Here is an 18,753-nt window from a genome sequence, read left to right on the forward strand (position 1 = left end):
GCAATTTAGTTAGCATCAGCAACCAACTCATCTGCCAACCGCTGCAAAGCCTGCTCGGTAGCTGGATCGATGATTTCACCGCTCGCGTTCATCTTGGTTCGGATGGAGGAAAGCACTAGTGAACAACCGCCGGGAATGTGCGTGTTAAGGGCGGTAAGCGTGGGTAAAAGCGAGGCCATGGCGCGTTCGCCACCGGCGTAGCCGGGCGAGGCGCTGATAGCAGCCACTGGTTTTTGATCGAACAGAACGGTAGATACGCACCAGTCGAGGGCATTTTTCAGCACACCGGGAATACCAAACGCATACTCAGGCGTACAGATAATAACTGCCTGCGCCTGCCCGATGGCCTGGCGCAGCGCCCGAACGCTCATGGGTATGGTCTCGTTGTCGCGCTCCGGGCTGAAGTGCGGTAACGCGTCCAGCCCCTCATAAATCGTGAGTTGGACTGAAGGGGGCAGCAAGCGCCCCACAGCCAGTAACACCTGTGCGTTAGTTGAGCCGGAACGCAGGCTACCGGATAGGCCAAGAATGTTCATTTATTGAATGGGTCGAAGCGATTCACGGAGGGAACACGAAGTTGCACAGAGATTATTCGTTTTTTTAGCAGAAAACTCCGCGTACTTCCGTTGCTCGAACGCCCTTATGTTTCGTTTCAAACAATTTACCATCCAGCAAGACCGAACGGCCATGAAGGTCTGTACCGACGCCTGTGTGCTGGGTGCCTGGGCCGATGTAGCTGGCGAGCGATTGCTCGATATCGGCACCGGCACCGGCCTGTTGGCCCTGATGGCCGCCCAGCGAAACCCCGATGCGCGGATCGATGCCGTTGAACTCGATGAGGTGGCGGCTGGGCAGGCGGCGGAGAATGTGGCTGCCAGCCCGTTTGCCAAGCAGGTACGTGTCTGGCATACGCCGATTCAAACGTACCTAACTGGCGAAGCGAACAACGTACCTGAGCCGGTGTATGATTGCATGCTGACCAATCCACCCTTCTATACCAATTCACTACGCTCGCCCGACAAGGCCGTGAATCGTGCCTTGCATACGGATGATCTGCCGTTTGCCGAGTTACTCACAGCGGTCCGGCGATTGCTCCGGCCGACAGGTACGTGGTGGGTATTGCTGCCCCCGCCAGAATCAGATGCGTTGATCAACCTGGCGAACCAAGCAGTGGTGTCAGGTACGTTGCAGCCATGCCGACAACTGCAGTTGCGTCATCATGCAGAAAAGCCCGTGTTCCGGCATGTAACGGCTTTTCGTTTTGCTGATTCACCCATTGACTTCGTGCCTGAGCAACTGGCTATCCACGAACTCGATGGACGTACCTATACCCCCGAATTCCGTGCCTTATTGCAGCCTTACTACCTGATATTCTGAAATCTTACGACCTTTGAAAACGTTCAACGTGTAACAGGCAATCTTGCTGTCGAAGATGAATGGCCAACGGGCTGTTTTTTAGGCAGATACTATTGACTGATAACCAGTAACTATTGAACGTCAAGCATAGTACCCCATGCAACTGACTATATTGATTCCGCTCTATAATGAAGACGAGTCGCTGCCCGAACTGCACGACTGGATTGTTCGGGTCGTGACGGAACACACTTATTCGTATGAATTGCTCTTCATGGATGATGGCAGCACCGATCATTCCTGGGACGTGATCGAAGGGCTGGCTGCGCGGAATCCCCATGTGCGGGCCATCCGGTTTGCGCGTAACTCGGGAAAAACAGCCGCGCTGCAAACGGGCTTTCAGGCTGCGCGTGGCCGGGTCGTTATCACGATGGACGCCGATTTGCAGGATAGTCCCGATGAGATTCCTGAACTCTACCGGATGATCACCGAAGAGGGGTACGATCTGGTGTCGGGCTGGAAAGAAAAACGGTATGACCCCATTACTAAAACCCTGCCTACCAAGCTGTTCAATGGCGTGGCCCGCTGGGTGTCGGGCGTTAAGCTGCATGATTTCAACTGCGGCCTGAAAGCGTACCGGCAGGAGGTGGTAAAGTCGCTGAACCTCTATGGCGACATGCATCGCAACATCCCGATCATCGCCAACTGGAACGGGTACAGCCGCATTGGCGAGAAGGTGGTGCAGCACCGGGCCCGCAAGTATGGTACCACCAAGTTTGGCCTCGAACGATTCGTGAACGGCTTCCTCGACATCCTGGTCATTGCCTTCGTTAACAAGTTCAGCAAGCGGCCAATGCACTTCTTCGGTGGGCTGGGTACGTTGTCGTTCTTCTTTGGCATGGTGATGGCGCTGGTGATCGTCGGTCAGAAAAAGTACAATATCCTGCAAGGGTTGCCTTACCGGAATGCGACGGATAATCCGCTGTTCTATTTCGGCCTGATTGCCATTATCTTAGGGGTTCAACTGTTCCTGGCCGGCTTCCTGGCCGAACTGTATATCCGGCAGTCGTCGGGGAAGACCACGGAGTACCAAATTGCCCGAAAGATAGGTTTTTCGGAGACAGTGACGGTTTAGCCTAACTACCGTCTTATCTTTGTGTTATCACTTCGGCAGGGCCATATTTGGTGTGCTGCCTAGAGTCGTCCCGGTATCTGGTATCCGTTCAGCTTATGGCTGGAATAGGATGCCGAATACCGGGATGTGTCATTTATATCAATTCCGTTTCGCGGAATAATACAAATTTTTCAATTACCAATTATGGAAGCTGAATTCTCAACCAAAGAAATTGACACCGTTGTCAAGGCGCAGTCGAAAGCTCACCCCTGGCATGGCATTACCCCCGGCGACGCTGCCCCCGAAATGCTGACTGCCTTCATCGAGATTGTTCCGTCAGACACGGTCAAGTACGAAATCGACAAGCAGACGGGCTACCTGAAAATCGACCGTCCGCAGAAATATTCGAACATCATCCCGTCGCTGTATGGCTTCATTCCGCAGACCTATTGTGGTGAAGGGATTGCTAACCTGGCGTCTGAAAAAACAGGCCGTACTATTCCTGAAGGCGACGGCGACCCCCTCGATATCTGCGTGCTGACCGAGTCGACGATCACACACGGCGACATCCTGTTGCAGGCCCGCCCCATCGGTGGTTTCCGGCTGATCGACAAGGGAGAAGCTGACGATAAGATCATTGCCGTGTTGAAAGGTGATGCCATGTACGATGCCTTCAACGACCTGTCTGAACTGCCCGAAAGCGTGGTTGATCGCCTTCAACATTATTTCCTGACCTACAAAAACCTGCCCGACCAGCCTACCGTGATGGAACTGGCCAGTATCTACGGCCGAGAAGAGGCCTATGAGGTCATTCGTACCGCCATGGAAGATTACAAGACGTTGTAGAGACGCCTAATTGCGTCTTAGCATGCGTCAGCCGTATCGCCATGGAACATTACAAGCCTGATGGCGTCTCTACAGGCATTTACCCTTCCATCCTACGTATTGCGCATTCAACAAAAAGTGGCTCACTCTTAAACAGTGAGCCTTTATTTTTGGTGTATATACAATAACATGTAAACGAACCTATGCGCCAATTTTTGAAATACCTCCTGGCTACCTTGCTGGGGCTATTCATCTTCACCTTTCTGGGCATCATTATTTTTGCAGGTATAATCGGCGCGGCTTCGTCGAAAAAAGAGACGACCGTTACCAAAAACTCGGTGCTAAAGCTAGACCTGAACGAGCCTATCCGCGAGCGCAGCAGCGAGAATCCGTTTGCTGCCTTCGGTGGCGGTGGTGACGCGAATGTGCTGGGGCTGATCGAGATCAAGGAAGCGCTGAAAAAAGCAAAAGACGACGATAACATCCTGGGTGTCTACATCGATGCGCAAAACCCGCAGGCAGGCTGGGCTACCCTTGAAGAAGTGCGGAATGCACTGATCGATTTCAAGAAGTCGAAGAAATTCGTGTATTCCTACGCCGAAGCCATGACCGAGAAAGCCTACTACGTGGCGTCGGTGGCCGATAAAGTGTACCTGAACCCGGCTGGTGATATGGAATGGAACGGGATTGCCGCCGAACTGACGTTCTTCAAAGGCACGCTCGATAAACTGGGTCTGAAGCCTGAGATCTTTCGTGTAGGTACGTTCAAGAGCGCCGTTGAGCCTTTCCTGCTCGATAAGATGAGCGATCCCAACCGGCTGCAAACGGCTTCGTTCCTGAATTCGATCAATGACCATTTCCTGGTGGGCGTATCCAAAAGCCGGGGTATCCCAACCAGTATGCTGCGTGGGTATGCCGATAGCCTCCGTATTCAAACACCGGCTGATGCCCTGCGCTATAAACTGGTAACCAATACCGGCTATTTCGACGAAGTAGAAAGCGAGATGAAGCGGGCCATGAAAGTCGACGAAAAGAAAAAGATCGAATTCGTGGGTCTTGGCAAATACAAAGACAGTTCTTCTGATAGTGAAAAAGACGACGATGCCGAAAAAGTGACGAGCAGCAACCGGATTGCCGTCATTATTGCCAATGGCGATATCAACACGGGCGATGGCGACGAGAATAGCATCGGGTCAGACAAGATTGCCGCTGAAATTCGGAAGGCTCGCCTGAACGAGAGCATCAAAGCGGTGGTGCTGCGGATCAATTCGGGTGGCGGTAGTGCCCTGGCTTCCGATGTGATGTGGCGCGAAGTGCAACTGACCCGCAAGGTGAAGCCCATCATCGCTTCGTTCTCCGATTATGCGGCTTCAGGCGGCTACTTCATGGCCATGGGTTGCAACAAGATCGTGGCACAGCCCAATACCATCACCGGTTCGATCGGCGTGTTTGCCCTGCTGTTCAACACCGAGAACCTGTTTAAAGACAAGCTCGGCGTTACCTTCGACCGCGTACTGACCAATCCCCACGCCGATTTCCCCAGCGCCACCAAACCCCTGTCTGATTTTGACCGGCAGGTGTTGCAGACCAGCGTGAACCGCATCTACGCCAGTTTCACCAAGAAAGTGGCCGATGGCCGTAAGCTGCCCATCGACAGCGTGAAAGCCATTGCCGGTGGCCGCGTATGGACCGGTATTCAGGGCAAATCAATCGGGCTGGTTGATCAGCTGGGTGGACTGGATGAGGCCGTGAAAGTAGCGGCTACCGAAGCGAAGCTCAAAGATGACGATTACCGCCTACGCTATTATCCGGCCAAAGAAGATGCCATCCAGAAGGTGATGAAGTTCTTCGGCAACGATGATAGCGATAATGCCCGTGTGCAGACAGCACTGGGGCCGCTGGCCCCGGTGGTAAAGCAGATGAAGAAACTGCAAAGCCTGCAAGGCGTTCAGGCACGGTTACCCTTCGAGATGGACATCCGTTAAGTGCGGTTCCCATCCATAGAAAAAGGCCCATACACATTGTATGGGCCTTTTTGGTTCGTAGGATAAGCTGTGTATAGTTATATAGGGTAAATGGTGTTAACTAGTAGGATCTAAGCTCGATTTATTCTGCCGATGGCTTCGTTTGCAGCATACCTCAGTGTTGGCTCGAACACGTACCGACTGTACTCATACGATCTGGCAATTCGTCAGGAAACGGACTCGCTGGGGCGGCCTGCATCGCCTACGCAAGGCGGACTTATCACCTGCACGCTCGATTCGCCCAATGACGGCTTCCTGCACCAATGGATGTTTTCGCCCACCATGCAGGCCAGTGGTAAGCTCGTTCTGATGCAGGAATCGCCGGAGGCTACGCTGAAGACCATCTCCTTTTTCAATGCCTACTGCATTGGATTGACCATCCGATACCAGCCCGGGGCCAATGGCGCAGGAAGTTTTGTGAATACGATCCGTATTTCACCGCAACGTGTAGCGGTAGGGGCTATTGTTCTCGATAACAACTGGCCAATGGCCTCACACGGCGCGGGTGAGACCTTCCAACTGGCCAACTACCAGCGTAACGGAGCCGTAACGACCCCGCCCAAGCCCCGCAAACCACCCATCTGCGACGATATTGCGGCTTCTACAGATATGAAGAAGTCAAAACAGGAGCGGTATGCGGCGCGATTGTCGGTTATTGATGCGTCGTCGGCCAAGTTGAAAAAAACAAACCTCAGCCCTTCGTCGCTGGTTATGCCTACCGACGCAACAGGGGTAGCTACGTCGGCGCGACCTGGCAATGGGCAGTCAGCCGATGCAATGTACGTCGAAGCCGCAGCAGCCAACAAACGGTTTGAACTGAACAATCGTGCCATCGAACGGGCTAAGCTGTCGAATGCCATCTACCTGCTAGGGAAAAAGAAACTGTTCGAAAGTAAAGTGCCTCCGCAGCCTGAGAAATTTCAGGAGATGCTCGATGAGCAGACCTGGCCTGCTGACGAAAACGGTCTGCCTGAAGGATGGGGAATGCTTGAGCATTCGAAAGAAGGCGTAGAGCCTGTATATGCTGTTTACCAGTCCACTTTTGAACGGGACGCTAAACCTGTACTGGTATTCCGTGGTACTGACAACGTAGCTAATTTTTGGGGCGACTGGGGAACCGATTTTGCACAGGGTGGTGGAATGGAAACAAAACAGTATAACGGATCTATTAACGTTGCCAAAAGGCTTGCCAAAAAATATGAGGGAAAAGGCGGAATCGACATTGCAGGCCACTCAAAAGCCGGTGGGCAGGCAGCGGCAGCCGCAGTCCTGAGTGGTTCCAAAGCCTACACATTCAACGCAGCCGGAGTGCATCCACGTACGCTCAGCCGTGCGGAAGACGGCCGGGTGCTGGCAGATGCTACAGTGATTCGGCCTGATGGTCGGCCTGTAGTTGACGCCTTCCATTTTCCTCACGACTTTTTAAGTAATCTTCAGGATGTAGCCATGCCTGCTTTGGAGGGCGCACTGCTGGGAACCCCAAATCCCTGGGCGAAAGCAGCTGGAGCTGGCTTGCTTCTAAACAGTACGGCTCCACCAGCTGCAGGCGTCAGACACGTTGTACCAGCACAAGATATCAATGGAAAAACGATTGGTAACCCCATAATTAGACAATGGCGCCGTTTCGCTTACCACGGAATGCCGTACCTGGTTGACTCTATGGAGAAACAGAAAAAGGATGATCTCGAGACACTTGCCAGCTATATGGGTTGTCAATAGACTTTTTAAAATAGTTGTTGTCTGGCTATTGGCCAGTTTATTTACGTTGCTTGCATCATGTGCTCAACAGAGCAGAAACAAAATGGACCCCGAGCGTTATTTCGAAGGTATAGCCCTGCAACTGGCTCAGGCCATCCAGCAAAACCGGCTCGATGAGGTCGAACGCCTAGCCGGGCAAGCGGAGCTGAATCAGTTTTATCGCGAAAACATGACCCTGCTGATTTGGGCCATACTGGCCGATCGTCAGGAGGCACTGGATCTACTATTAAGGGCAGGAGCAAACCCTAACCTGACAAGCGATGATGGTATTCAGCCGGTCGCACTGGCGGCAGGAGCCAAAGAAGATAACCCCAATCTGAAAGTGTTGCTTAGGCACGGGGGAGATCCCAATAGCAAAAGTCGTGGAGAACCAGCTTTGCACATTGCCTTCGATAGTGAATACTACACGAACGTTGAGTTGTTACTTAATGCGAAAGCAGACATCAATATCCGTGATGAGCATGATGATACCATTCTGATCAAAGCAGGTTATCAGGAAAAGTTCGCTCGCGCCGCTGCCCTGATTCAGCGGGGGGCAGATATAAATGCCTCTTCGGAAGGAGGGGGTATTGCCCTTGAAGTGCAACAGGCGACGCCTAAAATTGGCTCAAAAACTTACCAGGAACAGGCTCAACTCCGCCAACTGCTCATAAGCCGGGGTGTTCACTTTCCCATTTTCCATCCGTCATACAAACCCTACACGGCTTTATTGGCACGTTGGCATCAAACGCCGGAAGGACAACAGTGGAATAAGCAATTAACCGAATTAGGCCTTGATCCTACGGGCTTTGGCGCAAAATGGGTAGAGTTAGACCGGAAGGCCTGGGCTGCCTTTAAAGCGTGGATGAAAACGAACCGTATCGCCGAGCCAGGCCAGACCAAGCCCCAGTTTATCGATCCTAATGGATGAACCGTTCAAGTTGCTGGCTGCTATTATCAGTCATTGATGTGGGCATACTGCTTAGTGTCTACGCCTCAGTCAGAATAAACTGGAACCTGAACTTTTCTTTGAAGGCAGCGCCCTGCAGCTGGCCCGGGCTATTCGGGCTAACGATCTGGATCAGATCACTACCCTGGCCCCTTCTGTGAAACTCAATCAGTTTTACGAGCAGGATATGACCCTGCTGATTTGGGCCATGATGCAAAAACAGGCGGCCGCGTTTCGGTTGTTGCTTCGGTTGGGGGCCGATCCTAATCTGAAGGATTCAGAAAACACGCAGCCTGTGGCGCTGGCTGCTGGCGTCAGCGATCAAAACAAACACCTCAAAATCCTGCTCGAAAGCGGTGGAGATCCGAACAGCTACCAGCAAAAGCGACCGGCTGTGTTGGTGGCACTCCTGAGTGACTTTTGGGATAACGTGCTCATCCTGCTCGACGCAGGATACCGCTGTCCCCTTCGTAAAAGGCGGATCAAGGATGGCTCCATCCGCTTTGGGCAAGGCAGTTGGGCTAGGGCTGACCCTAAAAATACGATGCCTAGCGCGGCAGAGCAGTAAAGAGCAAGGTGAGAGAGCCCTGACTACGGCAGTGATGAACTTCACTGTTTACCGCTTTTTGGCAAGGGCGCTACCCATACGTTGTCTTTCTTTATGAAGGCTGAAAAGGAAGCCCATGTGCATAAAAGGCCATATTTGTCTGGCGAATTAACTTACTTTAGCGCTCCGACCAACCTTGCTCAACGCGCATGGACGCTACGCAACTTCTCGCCTACCTCGACGAACACGACATCCCGAAAATCAAATTCGCCTTTGCCGATATCGACGGTATCCTGCGCGGAAAAATCATCAGCCGGGAGAAATTCCGGGCTGGTTTACGTGATGGATACGGCTTCTGCGACGTTGTTTTTGGCTGGGACAGCCACGACGTAGCTTATGACAACGGCACCATAACGGGTTGGCATACGGGCTACCCCGACCGACCGGTACGCATTGACCTGGGTACGTTCCGGCAGCTACCGTGGGAGGGTGACCTGCCGTTTTTCCTGGCCGATTTCAGTGGGGGTGATACCGGCCGCCAGGACGTACCCGCCTGCCCGCGTTCACTGATGAAGCGGGTAGCTGCACAGGCAACGGCGATGGGGTACCGGGCCGAAATGGCGCAGGAGTTTGAGTGGTTCAATTTTCGCGAAACCCCCCAGACCGTTGAGCAGAAAGGCTTCCGAAACCTGACGCCACTGACGCCGGGCATGTTTGGGTATTCCATCCTGCGTCCGTCTATGGAAAGCAGCTTCGTCAATGATCTGTTCACTCAACTGGGCCAATTCGGCATTCCCCTTGAAGGACTACATACCGAAACCGGGCCGGGCGTCTACGAAGCCGCTATTCACCACGATTCGGCCCTGCAAGCCGCCGATAAGGCTGTTTTGTTTAAAACAGCGGTGAAAGAAATTGGCTATCGGCATGGCATACTGGCTACATTTATGGCTAAATGGAACGCCGAACTGCCCGGATGCAGCGGCCATATTCACCAGAGCCTCTGGTCGCCGGATGAGGCGCAGAACCTGTTTTTCGATGCCGCCGCACCTGATAAGCTGAGCACGCTGGCCCGCCAATACATAGCTGGTCAATTGCACTGCCTGCCGCACATTTTGCCCATGTATGCGCCCACGATCAATAGCTACAAACGGCTGGTCGAAGGGGCCTGGGCCCCCACTACACTAACCTGGGGATTCGATAACCGGACGGTGGCCATGCGGGTGCTGAACCATGCCGAAAACTATACCCGTGTGGAAATGCGTGTGCCAGGTTCCGACACCAATCCGTACCTGGCTATGGGGGCGGCCCTGGCGTCGGGTTTATACGGTATTCGGCATGGCCTTTCGCTCGATGTGCCGGCTACCACGGGTAACGGCTACGAGAACGAAACCAACGGCCGCCTGGCACCAAACCTTCGCGAGGCAACGTACCTGATGCGCGACTCGGCCATTGCCGCTGAACTTTTCGGAGAGGGCTTTGTTACACATTTCTGCCAAACCCGCGACTGGGAATACCGGCAGTATGCCCGTCAGGTAAGCGACTGGGAATTGAAACGCTATTTTGAACTCATTTGAAAAGAGTTTACTGTTTACAGGTTGCTGTTTACTGTTGCGCTGTAGGTGAGCGGAGCAACAGTAAGCAGCAACCTGTAAACAGTAAACTGACCTTATGCGCCTCATTGATTATCCTTCTATAATTCGCCAGGCCTGGGCGGCGTTTGACCCCAGTCAGACGGTGCAGACCGTGGAAGACATCAGTGCCAAAGTGTCTACGAATCACGTCTTCCGAATAACGCTCGATTCGGGCGACCGCGTGATTGCCAAATTATCCTACTTCGGCAAATTCGAGCATTTTAAAGAAGATCATCGCATCATTCATGCGCTGGCCAACAACCTGTTATACCCTTTCGAGAATGTGCTGGCCAAGTCACTGATGAAGAACGGACAGGTCTTCGTGTACCGTCATCAGAGCGAAGCGGTCGACGCGTGGGTGGTTTTCTACAACCCGATACGTACCCAGGAGCGAATGCCCCGCCGCCTCGACGAAACGCACATTCGTAAGCTGGGCACCGAGATTGCCCGCTTTCATCTGGCTTGTGCGCGGGCGTCGTCGGTACTGCCGAAGTATTCAAAAACGCTTCGGTCTGATGTGCAGGGATTACTCGATCTGCTGGATACCGACGCCGGTAAGTTTGAGCACCGCATGCACGAAGATACCCTGCGGAAACAGTGCCAGTTGTTCCTGGAAAACAGAAAGAAGCTGGTTGACAAGACCGTTGAAACCATGCCCGTTTTCGTTGACTGGAACATCGGGAATTTCTCGGTGACAGACGAGCAGAAACTGTTTTCCCGCTGGGATTATGACTGGTTCAGGATCAGTTACCGGGTCATGGATTTCTACTTTTTTAGCCGCGTTTGCTCTGATGCGGGCGATCGAACGGTATTTTCGTACTACATTGGCCCGTTGGCCGAAGAACGCTTTGGCTGGTTTCTGGAAGAATACCACAAGGTGTATCCCCTGACCGAGCGTGAAATCCGCTTTCTGCCCGAAGCATACCGGTTCTTCATTCTGAACTACGTGATCAAGTACGGTCGATACTTCTTCCACCGCACCTACGCCACTAAACTGCAACGCGAAGCCTACGATATCTATTTTCCCTCCATCGACACCTTCGACGTAACGCCGATTCTGACGCGGCTGGGACTTTAAAAGACATATGGGGAAGTTAGTTAAATGATTCCAACACTACTTGAATCATAGGGTTGTGAATGTTTCCGTTGGGTAGTTTATAAAAATTGCATTTTGACCACTCTCCTGTATTTGTTCTCATAGAAGACATTACTTCTCGGCCGGATTTACTCATTCCTAAAGCTATTCCATAACATCTACCATCAGAATAGGATAATTGCTCGGTAGGATCATCTGAATATAACCATTCTATAGAAACATGATATTTTTGATTATCTGGTATTTTTATTTGGTAAGATGTTAGGTCTATCAGTGTCCAACTATTTGCTTTGTAAGCCTTAAATATTATATTATTGTTTGATAAAACTTGGTAGGGTAAATCGTTTTTATCTGTATAAACTCTTATTCTAAAAGGTGAATCATATTTTACCTCATTTGTAATGTAAACCAGAACCTTTTGAATATAACTATTTGGTCGATCACATTCAGGAAGTTGATAGCTTAATTCTAAATTAGTTTCCATACAGTTCTTGAACGATCCAGTTGACCTTTTGTTAATATTGCCATAAACGGTTATATCGGGCCTACCTCTTTTTACTTGAATTGGATTAAGCTGTAAGGTGTCTTCGTCTAAAGAAATTCTGATATTAGCCTGATTGCCAATAAATCTCTTTTTCTTATAACCTATTGCTGATACAATCAGTGTATCTAATCCGTCAGTACTTTTGAAAGAAAAATACCCGTTTGTATCAGAATTTACTCCATGTTTTCTTTGGACGTCCGTTATTGTAGCAAACCTAATAGGCTTGGCATACTTGTCGATTATAATGCCAGTTGTTATACGTTGACATAAACAGTTATAACTAACGCTGAGAATAATAATGATGGAATAAATTAGTTTCATTTTTTAGTAAAATCTGTGCAGATAAGTAATCTAATGCTTGTCCACACAGATTTGTTAGTAATTAGAAAGCTTTACCAGGACCACAAGGTTTATCAACTTCCCATGTGTTTGTAGTACCCACAGGAATCCAGAGACGGTACTTCGTGCAAGTCGTGTAACTTGCACACTGTCCTTCGTTCACGATACTTCCTTGGATGATAGTAGTACATTCCGATCCCCAGAACTTCACGAATAACTCAAAATCGTCTGGAGTGCTAGATCCCGTTGTGTCAGCTTGTGCTGAACCTACTACGAATAAAAGAAGTAATAGTACCCTTTTTTCCAATACGGATATCTTTTTCATACTTAAAGAGATTTGGTGAGCTATAAAAATAGCTCACCAAATCTCTTTAAGTATGAAAAAATAGAAAAATTTTATTTGTAATCGTGATTGCATTTTAGAAACGCATACTATGACTCCATTCGCCGACCTGATTGACCAGTATAAAGCCGTTTTCTTCGATGCGTATGGCGTGTTGAAAAACGCACATGGGCTGATTCCCGGTGTTGACAGAACCATTAACGCGCTGATTCAGACAGAGAAGCCATTTTACGTACTGACCAACGATGCGTCGCGTAGTCCGGAGCAACTGGCCGACTCTTATACCCGGCTAGGTTTGCCGCTGGTCACTGCCGACCGGATCGTATCGTCGGGGATGCTGGCGCGAGAGTATCTGCAACTGAAGGTGAGTCACGGCACGGTGGCCTATCTGGGTACCGACACCTCGGCTCACTATATCGAAAATGCCGATTTGCATGCTCTGCCGATCCGTGACGTAGACCTGAACGATGCTGCTGATATCACGGCCCTGGTATTACTCGATGATGAAGGCTTCGATTGGAATACCGATCTGAATAAAACCGTGAACCTGTTACGGCTGCGGAATATTCCGGTGATCGTAGCCAATACCGACGCCACGTACCCTGTGTCGGGAAACCGGGTAGCCGTGGCCATCGGTGCCGTGGCCGATATGCTGGAGCGCATTGTGGGGAAACAGTTTATCCGCTTCGGGAAGCCTGATGCCCAGTTGTTCATGTTTGCCTATGACCTCCTGCGCGAAAAGATGACGATTGGCAAGAACGAGATCCTGATGGTGGGCGATACGCTGAAAAGCGATATCCTTGGCGGCAATAAATTCGGCTTCGACACGGCCCTCGTATTGACCGGTAATACGCCCGCCGAAGATGTAGACCTGCGCATCAAAGCCACGGGCATCATTCCCACTTACGTCTGCGAATCAGCGGCGGTGTAGTACGTAACGCGTAGCCGTATCCCCAGCCGTTTCGCCAATCCAGGCGGCTAACTCCCCCAGTCCCCATGACAGATACCGGTCAGCTACACCACGAAGAGCATCTACAGAGCTCCGCTTTCATTTCCGACATCGTCATCGGCATGGCCGATGGGCTCACCGTACCTTTTGCGCTGGCAGCGGGTTTAAGTGGGGCCGTGGCCAGTTCGTCGCTGGTTGTTACGGCGGGTATTGCCGAGATCGTGGCCGGGTCTATTGCAATGGGGCTGGGTGGGTACCTGGCCGGCCGCACCGAAGCCGACCACTACGAATCGGAACGACGGCGCGAGGTAGAGGAGGTAGAACGGGTACCCGAGCGCGAAAAGCAGGAGGTACGTGATGTATTTGCCGAAATGGGGCTGAGCGTCGATGTGCAGAACGTTATTGCCGATGAACTGGCGAAAGACAAAACCAAGTGGGTCGACTTCATGATGAAGTATGAACTGGGTCTTGATGAACCCGATCCAAACCGGGCCACAAAAAGCGCATTGACCATCGGGGCATCGTATGCGGCCGGCGGGCTGGTTCCATTACTGCCTTATTTCCTGATCAATGCGCCCCATCAGGCCTTGCTGTATTCCTGTGGCGTCACCCTGATCTGTCTGTTCGTGTTTGGCTACTTTAAAAGCAAAGTAACGGGGCAGCCCCCGTTTAGCGGAGCCATAAAAGTGATGCTGATCGGTGCGCTCGCTGCCACCGCTGCCTTTGGCGTAGCCCGGTTGTTTGGGTAGTGCGGTTATCTGGTGAACGTAATGGTTAGGTTTAGCTCCTGAAGCGTATCGAAAGTGTCGGTACTGCCGTTTAACACCGACGAAAATCCGTCTGAATCGGCCGAGCTGCGGGTGGCCTGTTCTTTGTTCATGGTCCAGGTCATGGTGTTTCCGCTGAGCCGAACCGTAAAGTAGCCTACGTTGCGGGCGGTTGAAGAGCCTTTTCGTAAGGTCAATTCACTCCCCGAAACCGATGTATACCAACTGTAGGTGCTGGTGCCAAACAAATCAGCTGGGTCGAGCATCAGCTTCGATGGCGGTGCCAGGAAATTAACAAAATCACTGGCGGTGCCAGTACGGGTTTGGTCAGTTGTTTCCACCTTGCCGCTTCTGGTGGCCTTGATGTAGACTTTGGCCGTCTTCAGTTGCCAGTTGCCCGTGAGTGTTTCTTTGGTGACGGCTGGAGCAGGGTCGGGGTCTTCACTGGCTTTTTTGCAGCCAGTCAGGCTACTTAGAATCACCAGAAAAGTAACAAGCAGCGCCTGTACTGGTCGGGAATAGAGCGGAGAATGCATAGGGTGATTGATAATGGTGTGCATAGATATAAGAAGGAGCCAGCCGGCAAAAGGGCACGTCGGTCAACGGAGATGGATCGGTTACAGGCATTTTCTGAAATCCATGTCTTCACTTAGCGGATCAATCCAGTCCAGTTCTTCCAGTTCCCAGATGCGGTTTGCGTCAGCCATTCGGAATGAATCGGAGTTGCGGCCTTTTTTGACGTTATAAAGCTCTTTGACCCTGATTTTGAAGCGGGTTCTGTCGGCATTGATCTCTTCTATGGTAACCCGGATAGCCGTTTCGCTCTCAGTGCCGGGAATCCGCTTCCCATCGGCGTCACTGGAATAGCTCGCTGGCTTCCAGCACAGATTGTCGCCCACTACCCACGTGGCCATGCGCTCCTGACGCGTGGCGCGTAGGCTGACTTTTTGCTGGAAATAGCCCTCCGACCGGCGTTTGATCGTTTCGGTAGCTTCGATCAGTGCCCCGTAAATCGGCCGTAACTCCCGCTTCTCATCAGCAATCTCGGCGCGAATTTTAAGGAACGTTTCGCGCTGTTGTTCGCAGCGTTCGATGAGCTGTTTATAGCCATCGTAGGTGTCGGTGGGGTAGTAGGTATCCCAAAGGCCATCGAGCAGCCGGTAGTCGTTATCCACCTGTCTGACAATGGCGCTGTGCTCGCCATTGGGAAAATACCTCAGGTACGTTGCAGATGCGCGCCGTTCGCCTTTCCGTATGGCCTGGAATGCCAGGCGCTCACCCTCCCGACGTACTTCGGCAATGTGCGTACCCGTTGGAAACGTATCCAGGTAGGCGCTCCAGCTTTCGTTCGTTCGGAAAGCGTCATAAGCGGCCAGTTCGCGGGCAATTTCGGCCTGCCGGGCGCGTTCTTCCGCATCAAGCCGGGCTTTCTCGGCCCGGTCAAGAATCGCCTTCTGTTCGGCAATATAGCGGTTCCGACCACCCCGGGGGCCAATCAGCAGGTCGGTGCCCATCGTTTCATACACTTCCCAGCGACCGGGGTACTGGCTGGCCCACTGGTGCGCCTGCGCGGCTGTGTAGTCGCGTGGTTTTACCCGTTTCTTGCGCAGGAAAGAAAACGGGATATAGCCGGGCGCAAACGCTCCCAGTGCCGACCCAATAAAAATGGAACCTCCCATAGACTGGCGTTGACCAGTCTGGCTGTTTATGAACGAATTGGGGTCACGCTGGTAGTAAATGGCACTGGCACCGCCGGCCAGGGCAGGCCCAATAAAAAAGGGCCAGGCCTTTCCCCAAAACGTGATGCGTCCGTTCCAGCCGGGCGTTACCAGAGCCGCCCCCGAGTGGGTCTGCCGTATGTTGTAGGCAACTGGCCGGTAGGCCGTGCACCCGGTCAGCGTCAGCAGGGCAGAGAGCAAGAGGAAAACGGTGGCCCGGCGCCCCTGCGCCATCGACATGGTGTTCATCGTCAGCATGGTTTGGCGGATCAATAGTCGTCTTTGCTGGTTAAGTCCAGTTCAATCTCATCGGCCGCCAGCGCCACCAGCTCAACCACATTATTCAGGGTGATGCCATCAGCGTCGGCACCGATCAACACCTTGAAAATGGCATAGCTTTTACCTTCCTCTTCAGTGGTGTACCAGCCGCCAAACTTGATGGTATCGTTGTATTCAAGTAGTTTTTTCTGGACGGATGCTGAGAAGCCATCGGTTGACGTAGCTCCGTATGAATACACTTTTCGAACGTCGAGACTGCCAAAGGTTGAGGTAGTACTACTGATCAGGATGAGTTGTGTGCGATTGCTTTTGAGACGCAGCAATACTTTGAAATTTCCCTTTGCGGTAATCTCATATTTTAACGGAATAGCGTCAAGCACCTTCCTGACTCGCTCGTCATATTTAGGGGCAGAGCCTCCCAGTTGCGCCCAGCCGGGTGAGGTGATCAGAAAAAGCAGCGCAACAGCCAGTACGTTGGGGTAAGTCATAAATCGTGGGGACTTGATGAGAAACATGGACAGCATTGTTGGTTGGCTATGTGGTGAATCAGGGAGCGGCCATTGAGGAGGTCGCTTTCATACGAATGATGGGGAGCCGTTCGATCAGCCCGGCGCGGTACTGTTTGCCAACCAGGAGGGGTGTGTCATCTACGAAGAGTTCATTGCCGCTCAGGGCCCTGACACGCTGTATGTTGACGATATGCCGCCGCGACACGCGCACAAACTGGGTAGGGTCTACTTGCAGGGCAACCTGACCGATGTTGGTCGACAGTCGGTAGGTACGTAGCGTAGTGAACAGGTCAACCCAGCTGCCTTCGGCCTGAAAGAACTGGATCTGCTCTTTCAGCACACGCTCATACTGCTGCACGCGCACGGGAATGAATACACACTGATCTAGCAACACAGCCTCAGAAAATGATGTGGACATAAGCGGAGTTGATGAAAAACAGGGGTTAATGACAGATTCCCTGAAACGTTACCACCCACCACGGCGCTTTTTTTTGAGAAATATGTAGCTGATCAGATGAATCGTGAATGGAATGCCAGGCAACGGCGTCTCTGGCTTGACAAAACCCCTGGCAGGACCAACGAAGGAGAGCCCTGCCGGCCGATAAAGTATTGATGATCAATTGTGCCTCTGGCTATAAAGCTTGGTTGGCAGCCGATAGCTTACTATTTTTCGCCGTCGACGTTTCCACCAGCCATGTTTGTCTTTACCACCCAGCGATTACTCTATGAAGCGTTACTGCGGAGTGATGAAGCAGCGTTTACGTATTTGTACCAGCTGATGTACGGGCGGCTGGCCGGGTACGTCTGGCAGAACAGCGGCACAACTGAACAGGCGCGCGAGCTGGTCCACGAAACGATTATTGCCTTCTTGTTCCGGCTGAGAAACAAGCAGTATCAATGGCGCGATGAAGCGGAACTGACTACCTACATAACCGCGATTGCGCACAATATCTGGCGCTACCAGCAACGAAAAAAACAGCTACAGATGAGTAACCTGCCAGCCAGTTCACTCGCCGATACGTTGCCGGACGAAGAAGATCCTTCGTTTGAAAACCGGCGGGTGGCCATGGAGAAGGGCCTGACGCAGCTGGGCGAGAAATGCCGGCAGGCCATTCAGCTCTACTATTGGCAGCGCCTGTCTATGCAGGAAATTGCGCGGAGGCTGGGCTGGGCCAATGAGGCGGTGGCGCGCAAAGAGAAAAGCCGCTGCCTTTCTTCGTTACGAGCTAAACTGGCCATGCTGCTATGATACCAGCCGACGATTATTTTGACACGATTGAAGCCTACGAGGAAAACCGGCTGACCAGGGCGCAACGCCACCAGTTTGAGCAACAGCTACGAAGCGATCCGGCGCTGAACAATGCGCTGCTCGACTACCGCTTGTTTCGGCATAGTCTGGAAGCCGTGAAGCTGAAACAGCAACTCAACGACCTGCACCACCGGCTGGAAGACAGTGGCACGCTGATGCAAGCGCCGGCGAACCCTTTTGCCGCCCCGCAAAGCCGACCGGGGCTGTGGCGATGGGTGGCCGCCGCATCGGTACTCCTGCTCCTGTGCTTCTGGGCCGGGTGGGGGGTATACACCAAAAAGAGCGCCGATGCCCGAAGTCAGGCCGTGTTTGCGGCTTTCTACCGGCCCGAACCGGCCATTCGCGGGCAAACCGATTGCCTCGCCGACTTTACCCCTGTTATTGGCGCTTACCGGGCGGAGGAATATGGGCGTGCCCTCACGTTAAGTCAGACAAGGCCCGCTAACGACCCCTGTACGCTATACTATCAGGGCCTGTGCCTGCTGGCGTTACATCGACCGGCAAGGGCTGTGGAAGCGCTTGAAACCGCCCGGCAAATGAGCCGCGGCCCGTTGCAGCAGCGGGCCGACTGGTATCTGGCCCTGGCCTACCTGCATAACGGGGCGCAGGAGGCCGGGCGCAGGCAACTCCGGCTGATCAGTCAGCAGAGCGCCACTCATCCCTTTGGCAATGTGGCCAGAAAAGCACTAGACCAACTAGACCACTAACGGTGTTTTGATC

19 protein-coding genes are annotated in these 18,753 nt (G+C 52.4%); 13 read left to right on the forward strand and 6 right to left on the reverse strand.

Annotated elements, in window-relative coordinates:
* Positions 1-5: 5 nt before the first annotated feature.
* Positions 6-536, reverse strand: a complete 531-nt coding sequence (locus tag ACAW75_RS14560; protein ID WP_370729459.1) for an NADPH-dependent FMN reductase — start codon at positions 534-536, stop codon at positions 6-8.
* A 7-nt stretch (positions 537-543) separates the two neighbouring features.
* Here ACAW75_RS14560 and ACAW75_RS14565 point away from each other — a divergent pair, with 7 nt between their 5' ends.
* From ACAW75_RS14565 to ACAW75_RS14605, 9 genes are all read left to right on the forward strand, one after another.
* Entirely contained in the window at positions 544-1,377 is an 834-nt protein-coding gene (locus tag ACAW75_RS14565) for a tRNA1(Val) (adenine(37)-N6)-methyltransferase (RefSeq protein WP_370729460.1), read from the forward strand.
* A 136-nt stretch (positions 1,378-1,513) separates the two neighbouring features.
* A complete protein-coding gene (locus ACAW75_RS14570; protein WP_370729461.1) occupies positions 1,514-2,488 on the forward strand; it encodes a glycosyltransferase family 2 protein in 975 nt (324 codons plus the stop codon).
* 183 nt (positions 2,489-2,671) lie between these two features.
* Positions 2,672-3,313: an inorganic pyrophosphatase gene (locus ACAW75_RS14575; protein ID WP_370729462.1), complete on the forward strand. Its 642-nt coding sequence runs from the start codon at positions 2,672-2,674 to the stop codon at positions 3,311-3,313.
* Between the two features lie 182 nt (positions 3,314-3,495).
* Complete coding sequence (gene sppA, locus ACAW75_RS14580; RefSeq protein WP_370729463.1) at positions 3,496-5,277, forward strand: signal peptide peptidase SppA; 1,782 nt, start codon at positions 3,496-3,498, stop codon at positions 5,275-5,277.
* A gap of 132 nt (positions 5,278-5,409) precedes the next feature.
* A complete protein-coding gene (tssD, locus tag ACAW75_RS14585) occupies positions 5,410-7,035 on the forward strand; it encodes a type VI secretion system tube protein TssD (RefSeq protein ID WP_370729464.1) in 1,626 nt (541 codons plus the stop codon).
* Between the two features lie 82 nt (positions 7,036-7,117).
* Positions 7,118-7,984, forward strand: a complete 867-nt coding sequence (locus ACAW75_RS14590; RefSeq protein ID WP_370729465.1) for an ankyrin repeat domain-containing protein — start codon at positions 7,118-7,120, stop codon at positions 7,982-7,984.
* A gap of 175 nt (positions 7,985-8,159) precedes the next feature.
* Positions 8,160-8,570, forward strand: coding sequence for a hypothetical protein (locus tag ACAW75_RS14595; protein WP_502918601.1), 411 nt, complete (start codon positions 8,160-8,162; stop codon positions 8,568-8,570).
* Between the two features lie 188 nt (positions 8,571-8,758).
* Positions 8,759-10,123, forward strand: coding sequence for a glutamine synthetase family protein (locus ACAW75_RS14600; RefSeq protein WP_370729466.1), 1,365 nt, complete (start codon positions 8,759-8,761; stop codon positions 10,121-10,123).
* 94 nt (positions 10,124-10,217) lie between these two features.
* The gene (locus ACAW75_RS14605) at positions 10,218-11,258 is read left to right on the forward strand and encodes an aminoglycoside phosphotransferase/kinase family protein (RefSeq protein ID WP_370729467.1); all 1,041 of its coding nucleotides are present in this window, start codon (positions 10,218-10,220) and stop codon (positions 11,256-11,258) included.
* Positions 11,259-11,274: 16 nt separating this feature from the next.
* On the opposite strand, the gene ACAW75_RS14610 is transcribed toward ACAW75_RS14605, so the two are convergent.
* A complete protein-coding gene (locus ACAW75_RS14610; RefSeq protein WP_370729468.1) occupies positions 11,275-12,141 on the reverse strand; it encodes a carboxypeptidase-like regulatory domain-containing protein in 867 nt (288 codons plus the stop codon).
* A 452-nt stretch (positions 12,142-12,593) separates the two neighbouring features.
* Here ACAW75_RS14610 and ACAW75_RS14615 point away from each other — a divergent pair, with 452 nt between their 5' ends.
* Entirely contained in the window at positions 12,594-13,433 is an 840-nt protein-coding gene (locus tag ACAW75_RS14615; protein WP_370729469.1) for a TIGR01459 family HAD-type hydrolase, read from the forward strand.
* A 65-nt stretch (positions 13,434-13,498) separates the two neighbouring features.
* Positions 13,499-14,200: a VIT1/CCC1 transporter family protein gene (locus ACAW75_RS14620; protein ID WP_370729470.1), complete on the forward strand. Its 702-nt coding sequence runs from the start codon at positions 13,499-13,501 to the stop codon at positions 14,198-14,200.
* Positions 14,201-14,205: 5 nt separating this feature from the next.
* On the opposite strand, the gene ACAW75_RS14625 is transcribed toward ACAW75_RS14620, so the two are convergent.
* From ACAW75_RS14625 to ACAW75_RS14640, 4 genes are all read right to left on the reverse strand, one after another.
* Positions 14,206-14,754 carry a hypothetical protein gene (locus ACAW75_RS14625; protein WP_370729471.1) on the reverse strand — a complete coding sequence of 183 codons (549 nt, stop codon included), beginning with the start codon at positions 14,752-14,754 and terminating at the stop codon, positions 14,206-14,208.
* A gap of 81 nt (positions 14,755-14,835) precedes the next feature.
* Complete coding sequence (locus ACAW75_RS14630; protein WP_370729472.1) at positions 14,836-16,194, reverse strand: GAT domain-containing protein; 1,359 nt, start codon at positions 16,192-16,194, stop codon at positions 14,836-14,838.
* Positions 16,195-16,205: 11 nt separating this feature from the next.
* Complete coding sequence (locus ACAW75_RS14635) at positions 16,206-16,703, reverse strand: hypothetical protein (RefSeq protein WP_370729473.1); 498 nt, start codon at positions 16,701-16,703, stop codon at positions 16,206-16,208.
* Between the two features lie 58 nt (positions 16,704-16,761).
* Positions 16,762-17,142 carry a LytTR family transcriptional regulator DNA-binding domain-containing protein gene (locus ACAW75_RS14640; protein WP_370729474.1) on the reverse strand — a complete coding sequence of 127 codons (381 nt, stop codon included), beginning with the start codon at positions 17,140-17,142 and terminating at the stop codon, positions 16,762-16,764.
* A gap of 276 nt (positions 17,143-17,418) precedes the next feature.
* Here ACAW75_RS14640 and ACAW75_RS14645 point away from each other — a divergent pair, with 276 nt between their 5' ends.
* Entirely contained in the window at positions 17,419-17,973 is a 555-nt protein-coding gene (locus ACAW75_RS14645) for an RNA polymerase sigma factor (protein WP_370729475.1), read from the forward strand.
* Entirely contained in the window at positions 17,970-18,740 is a 771-nt protein-coding gene (locus ACAW75_RS14650; protein WP_370729476.1) for a hypothetical protein, read from the forward strand. Before ACAW75_RS14645 ends, ACAW75_RS14650 begins: the two co-directional genes overlap by 4 nt.
* Positions 18,741-18,753 lie beyond the last annotated feature (13 nt).

Source organism: Fibrella arboris, assembly GCF_041321095.1.
Lineage (GTDB): Bacteria > Bacteroidota > Bacteroidia > Cytophagales > Spirosomataceae > Fibrella > Fibrella arboris.

What these genes read in the sequence shown, in the direction of transcription:
- ACAW75_RS14645 (WP_370729475.1), top strand. Translation starts at nt 17,419, where the DNA reads ATGTTTGTCTTTACCACCCAGCGATTACTCTATGAAGCGTTACTGCGG.
- ACAW75_RS14635 (WP_370729473.1), bottom strand. Translation starts at nt 16,703, where the DNA reads ATGACTTACCCCAACGTACTGGCTGTTGCGCTGCTTTTTCTGATCACC.
- ACAW75_RS14565 (WP_370729460.1), top strand. Translation starts at nt 544, where the DNA reads ATGGGTCGAAGCGATTCACGGAGGGAACACGAAGTTGCACAGAGATTA.
- ACAW75_RS14620 (WP_370729470.1), top strand. Translation starts at nt 13,499, where the DNA reads ATGACAGATACCGGTCAGCTACACCACGAAGAGCATCTACAGAGCTCC.
- ACAW75_RS14610 (WP_370729468.1), bottom strand. Translation starts at nt 12,141, where the DNA reads ATGAAACTAATTTATTCCATCATTATTATTCTCAGCGTTAGTTATAAC.
- ACAW75_RS14605 (WP_370729467.1), top strand. Translation starts at nt 10,218, where the DNA reads ATGCGCCTCATTGATTATCCTTCTATAATTCGCCAGGCCTGGGCGGCG.
- ACAW75_RS14625 (WP_370729471.1), bottom strand. Translation starts at nt 14,754, where the DNA reads ATGCATTCTCCGCTCTATTCCCGACCAGTACAGGCGCTGCTTGTTACT.
- sppA (WP_370729463.1), top strand. Translation starts at nt 3,496, where the DNA reads ATGCGCCAATTTTTGAAATACCTCCTGGCTACCTTGCTGGGGCTATTC.
- ACAW75_RS14630 (WP_370729472.1), bottom strand. Translation starts at nt 16,194, where the DNA reads ATGCTGACGATGAACACCATGTCGATGGCGCAGGGGCGCCGGGCCACC.
- ACAW75_RS14590 (WP_370729465.1), top strand. Translation starts at nt 7,118, where the DNA reads ATGGACCCCGAGCGTTATTTCGAAGGTATAGCCCTGCAACTGGCTCAG.
- ACAW75_RS14615 (WP_370729469.1), top strand. Translation starts at nt 12,594, where the DNA reads ATGACTCCATTCGCCGACCTGATTGACCAGTATAAAGCCGTTTTCTTC.
- ACAW75_RS14640 (WP_370729474.1), bottom strand. Translation starts at nt 17,142, where the DNA reads ATGTCCACATCATTTTCTGAGGCTGTGTTGCTAGATCAGTGTGTATTC.
- ACAW75_RS14560 (WP_370729459.1), bottom strand. Translation starts at nt 536, where the DNA reads ATGAACATTCTTGGCCTATCCGGTAGCCTGCGTTCCGGCTCAACTAAC.
- ACAW75_RS14650 (WP_370729476.1), top strand. Translation starts at nt 17,970, where the DNA reads ATGATACCAGCCGACGATTATTTTGACACGATTGAAGCCTACGAGGAA.
- ACAW75_RS14575 (WP_370729462.1), top strand. Translation starts at nt 2,672, where the DNA reads ATGGAAGCTGAATTCTCAACCAAAGAAATTGACACCGTTGTCAAGGCG.
- ACAW75_RS14570 (WP_370729461.1), top strand. Translation starts at nt 1,514, where the DNA reads ATGCAACTGACTATATTGATTCCGCTCTATAATGAAGACGAGTCGCTG.
- tssD (WP_370729464.1), top strand. Translation starts at nt 5,410, where the DNA reads ATGGCTTCGTTTGCAGCATACCTCAGTGTTGGCTCGAACACGTACCGA.
- ACAW75_RS14600 (WP_370729466.1), top strand. Translation starts at nt 8,759, where the DNA reads ATGGACGCTACGCAACTTCTCGCCTACCTCGACGAACACGACATCCCG.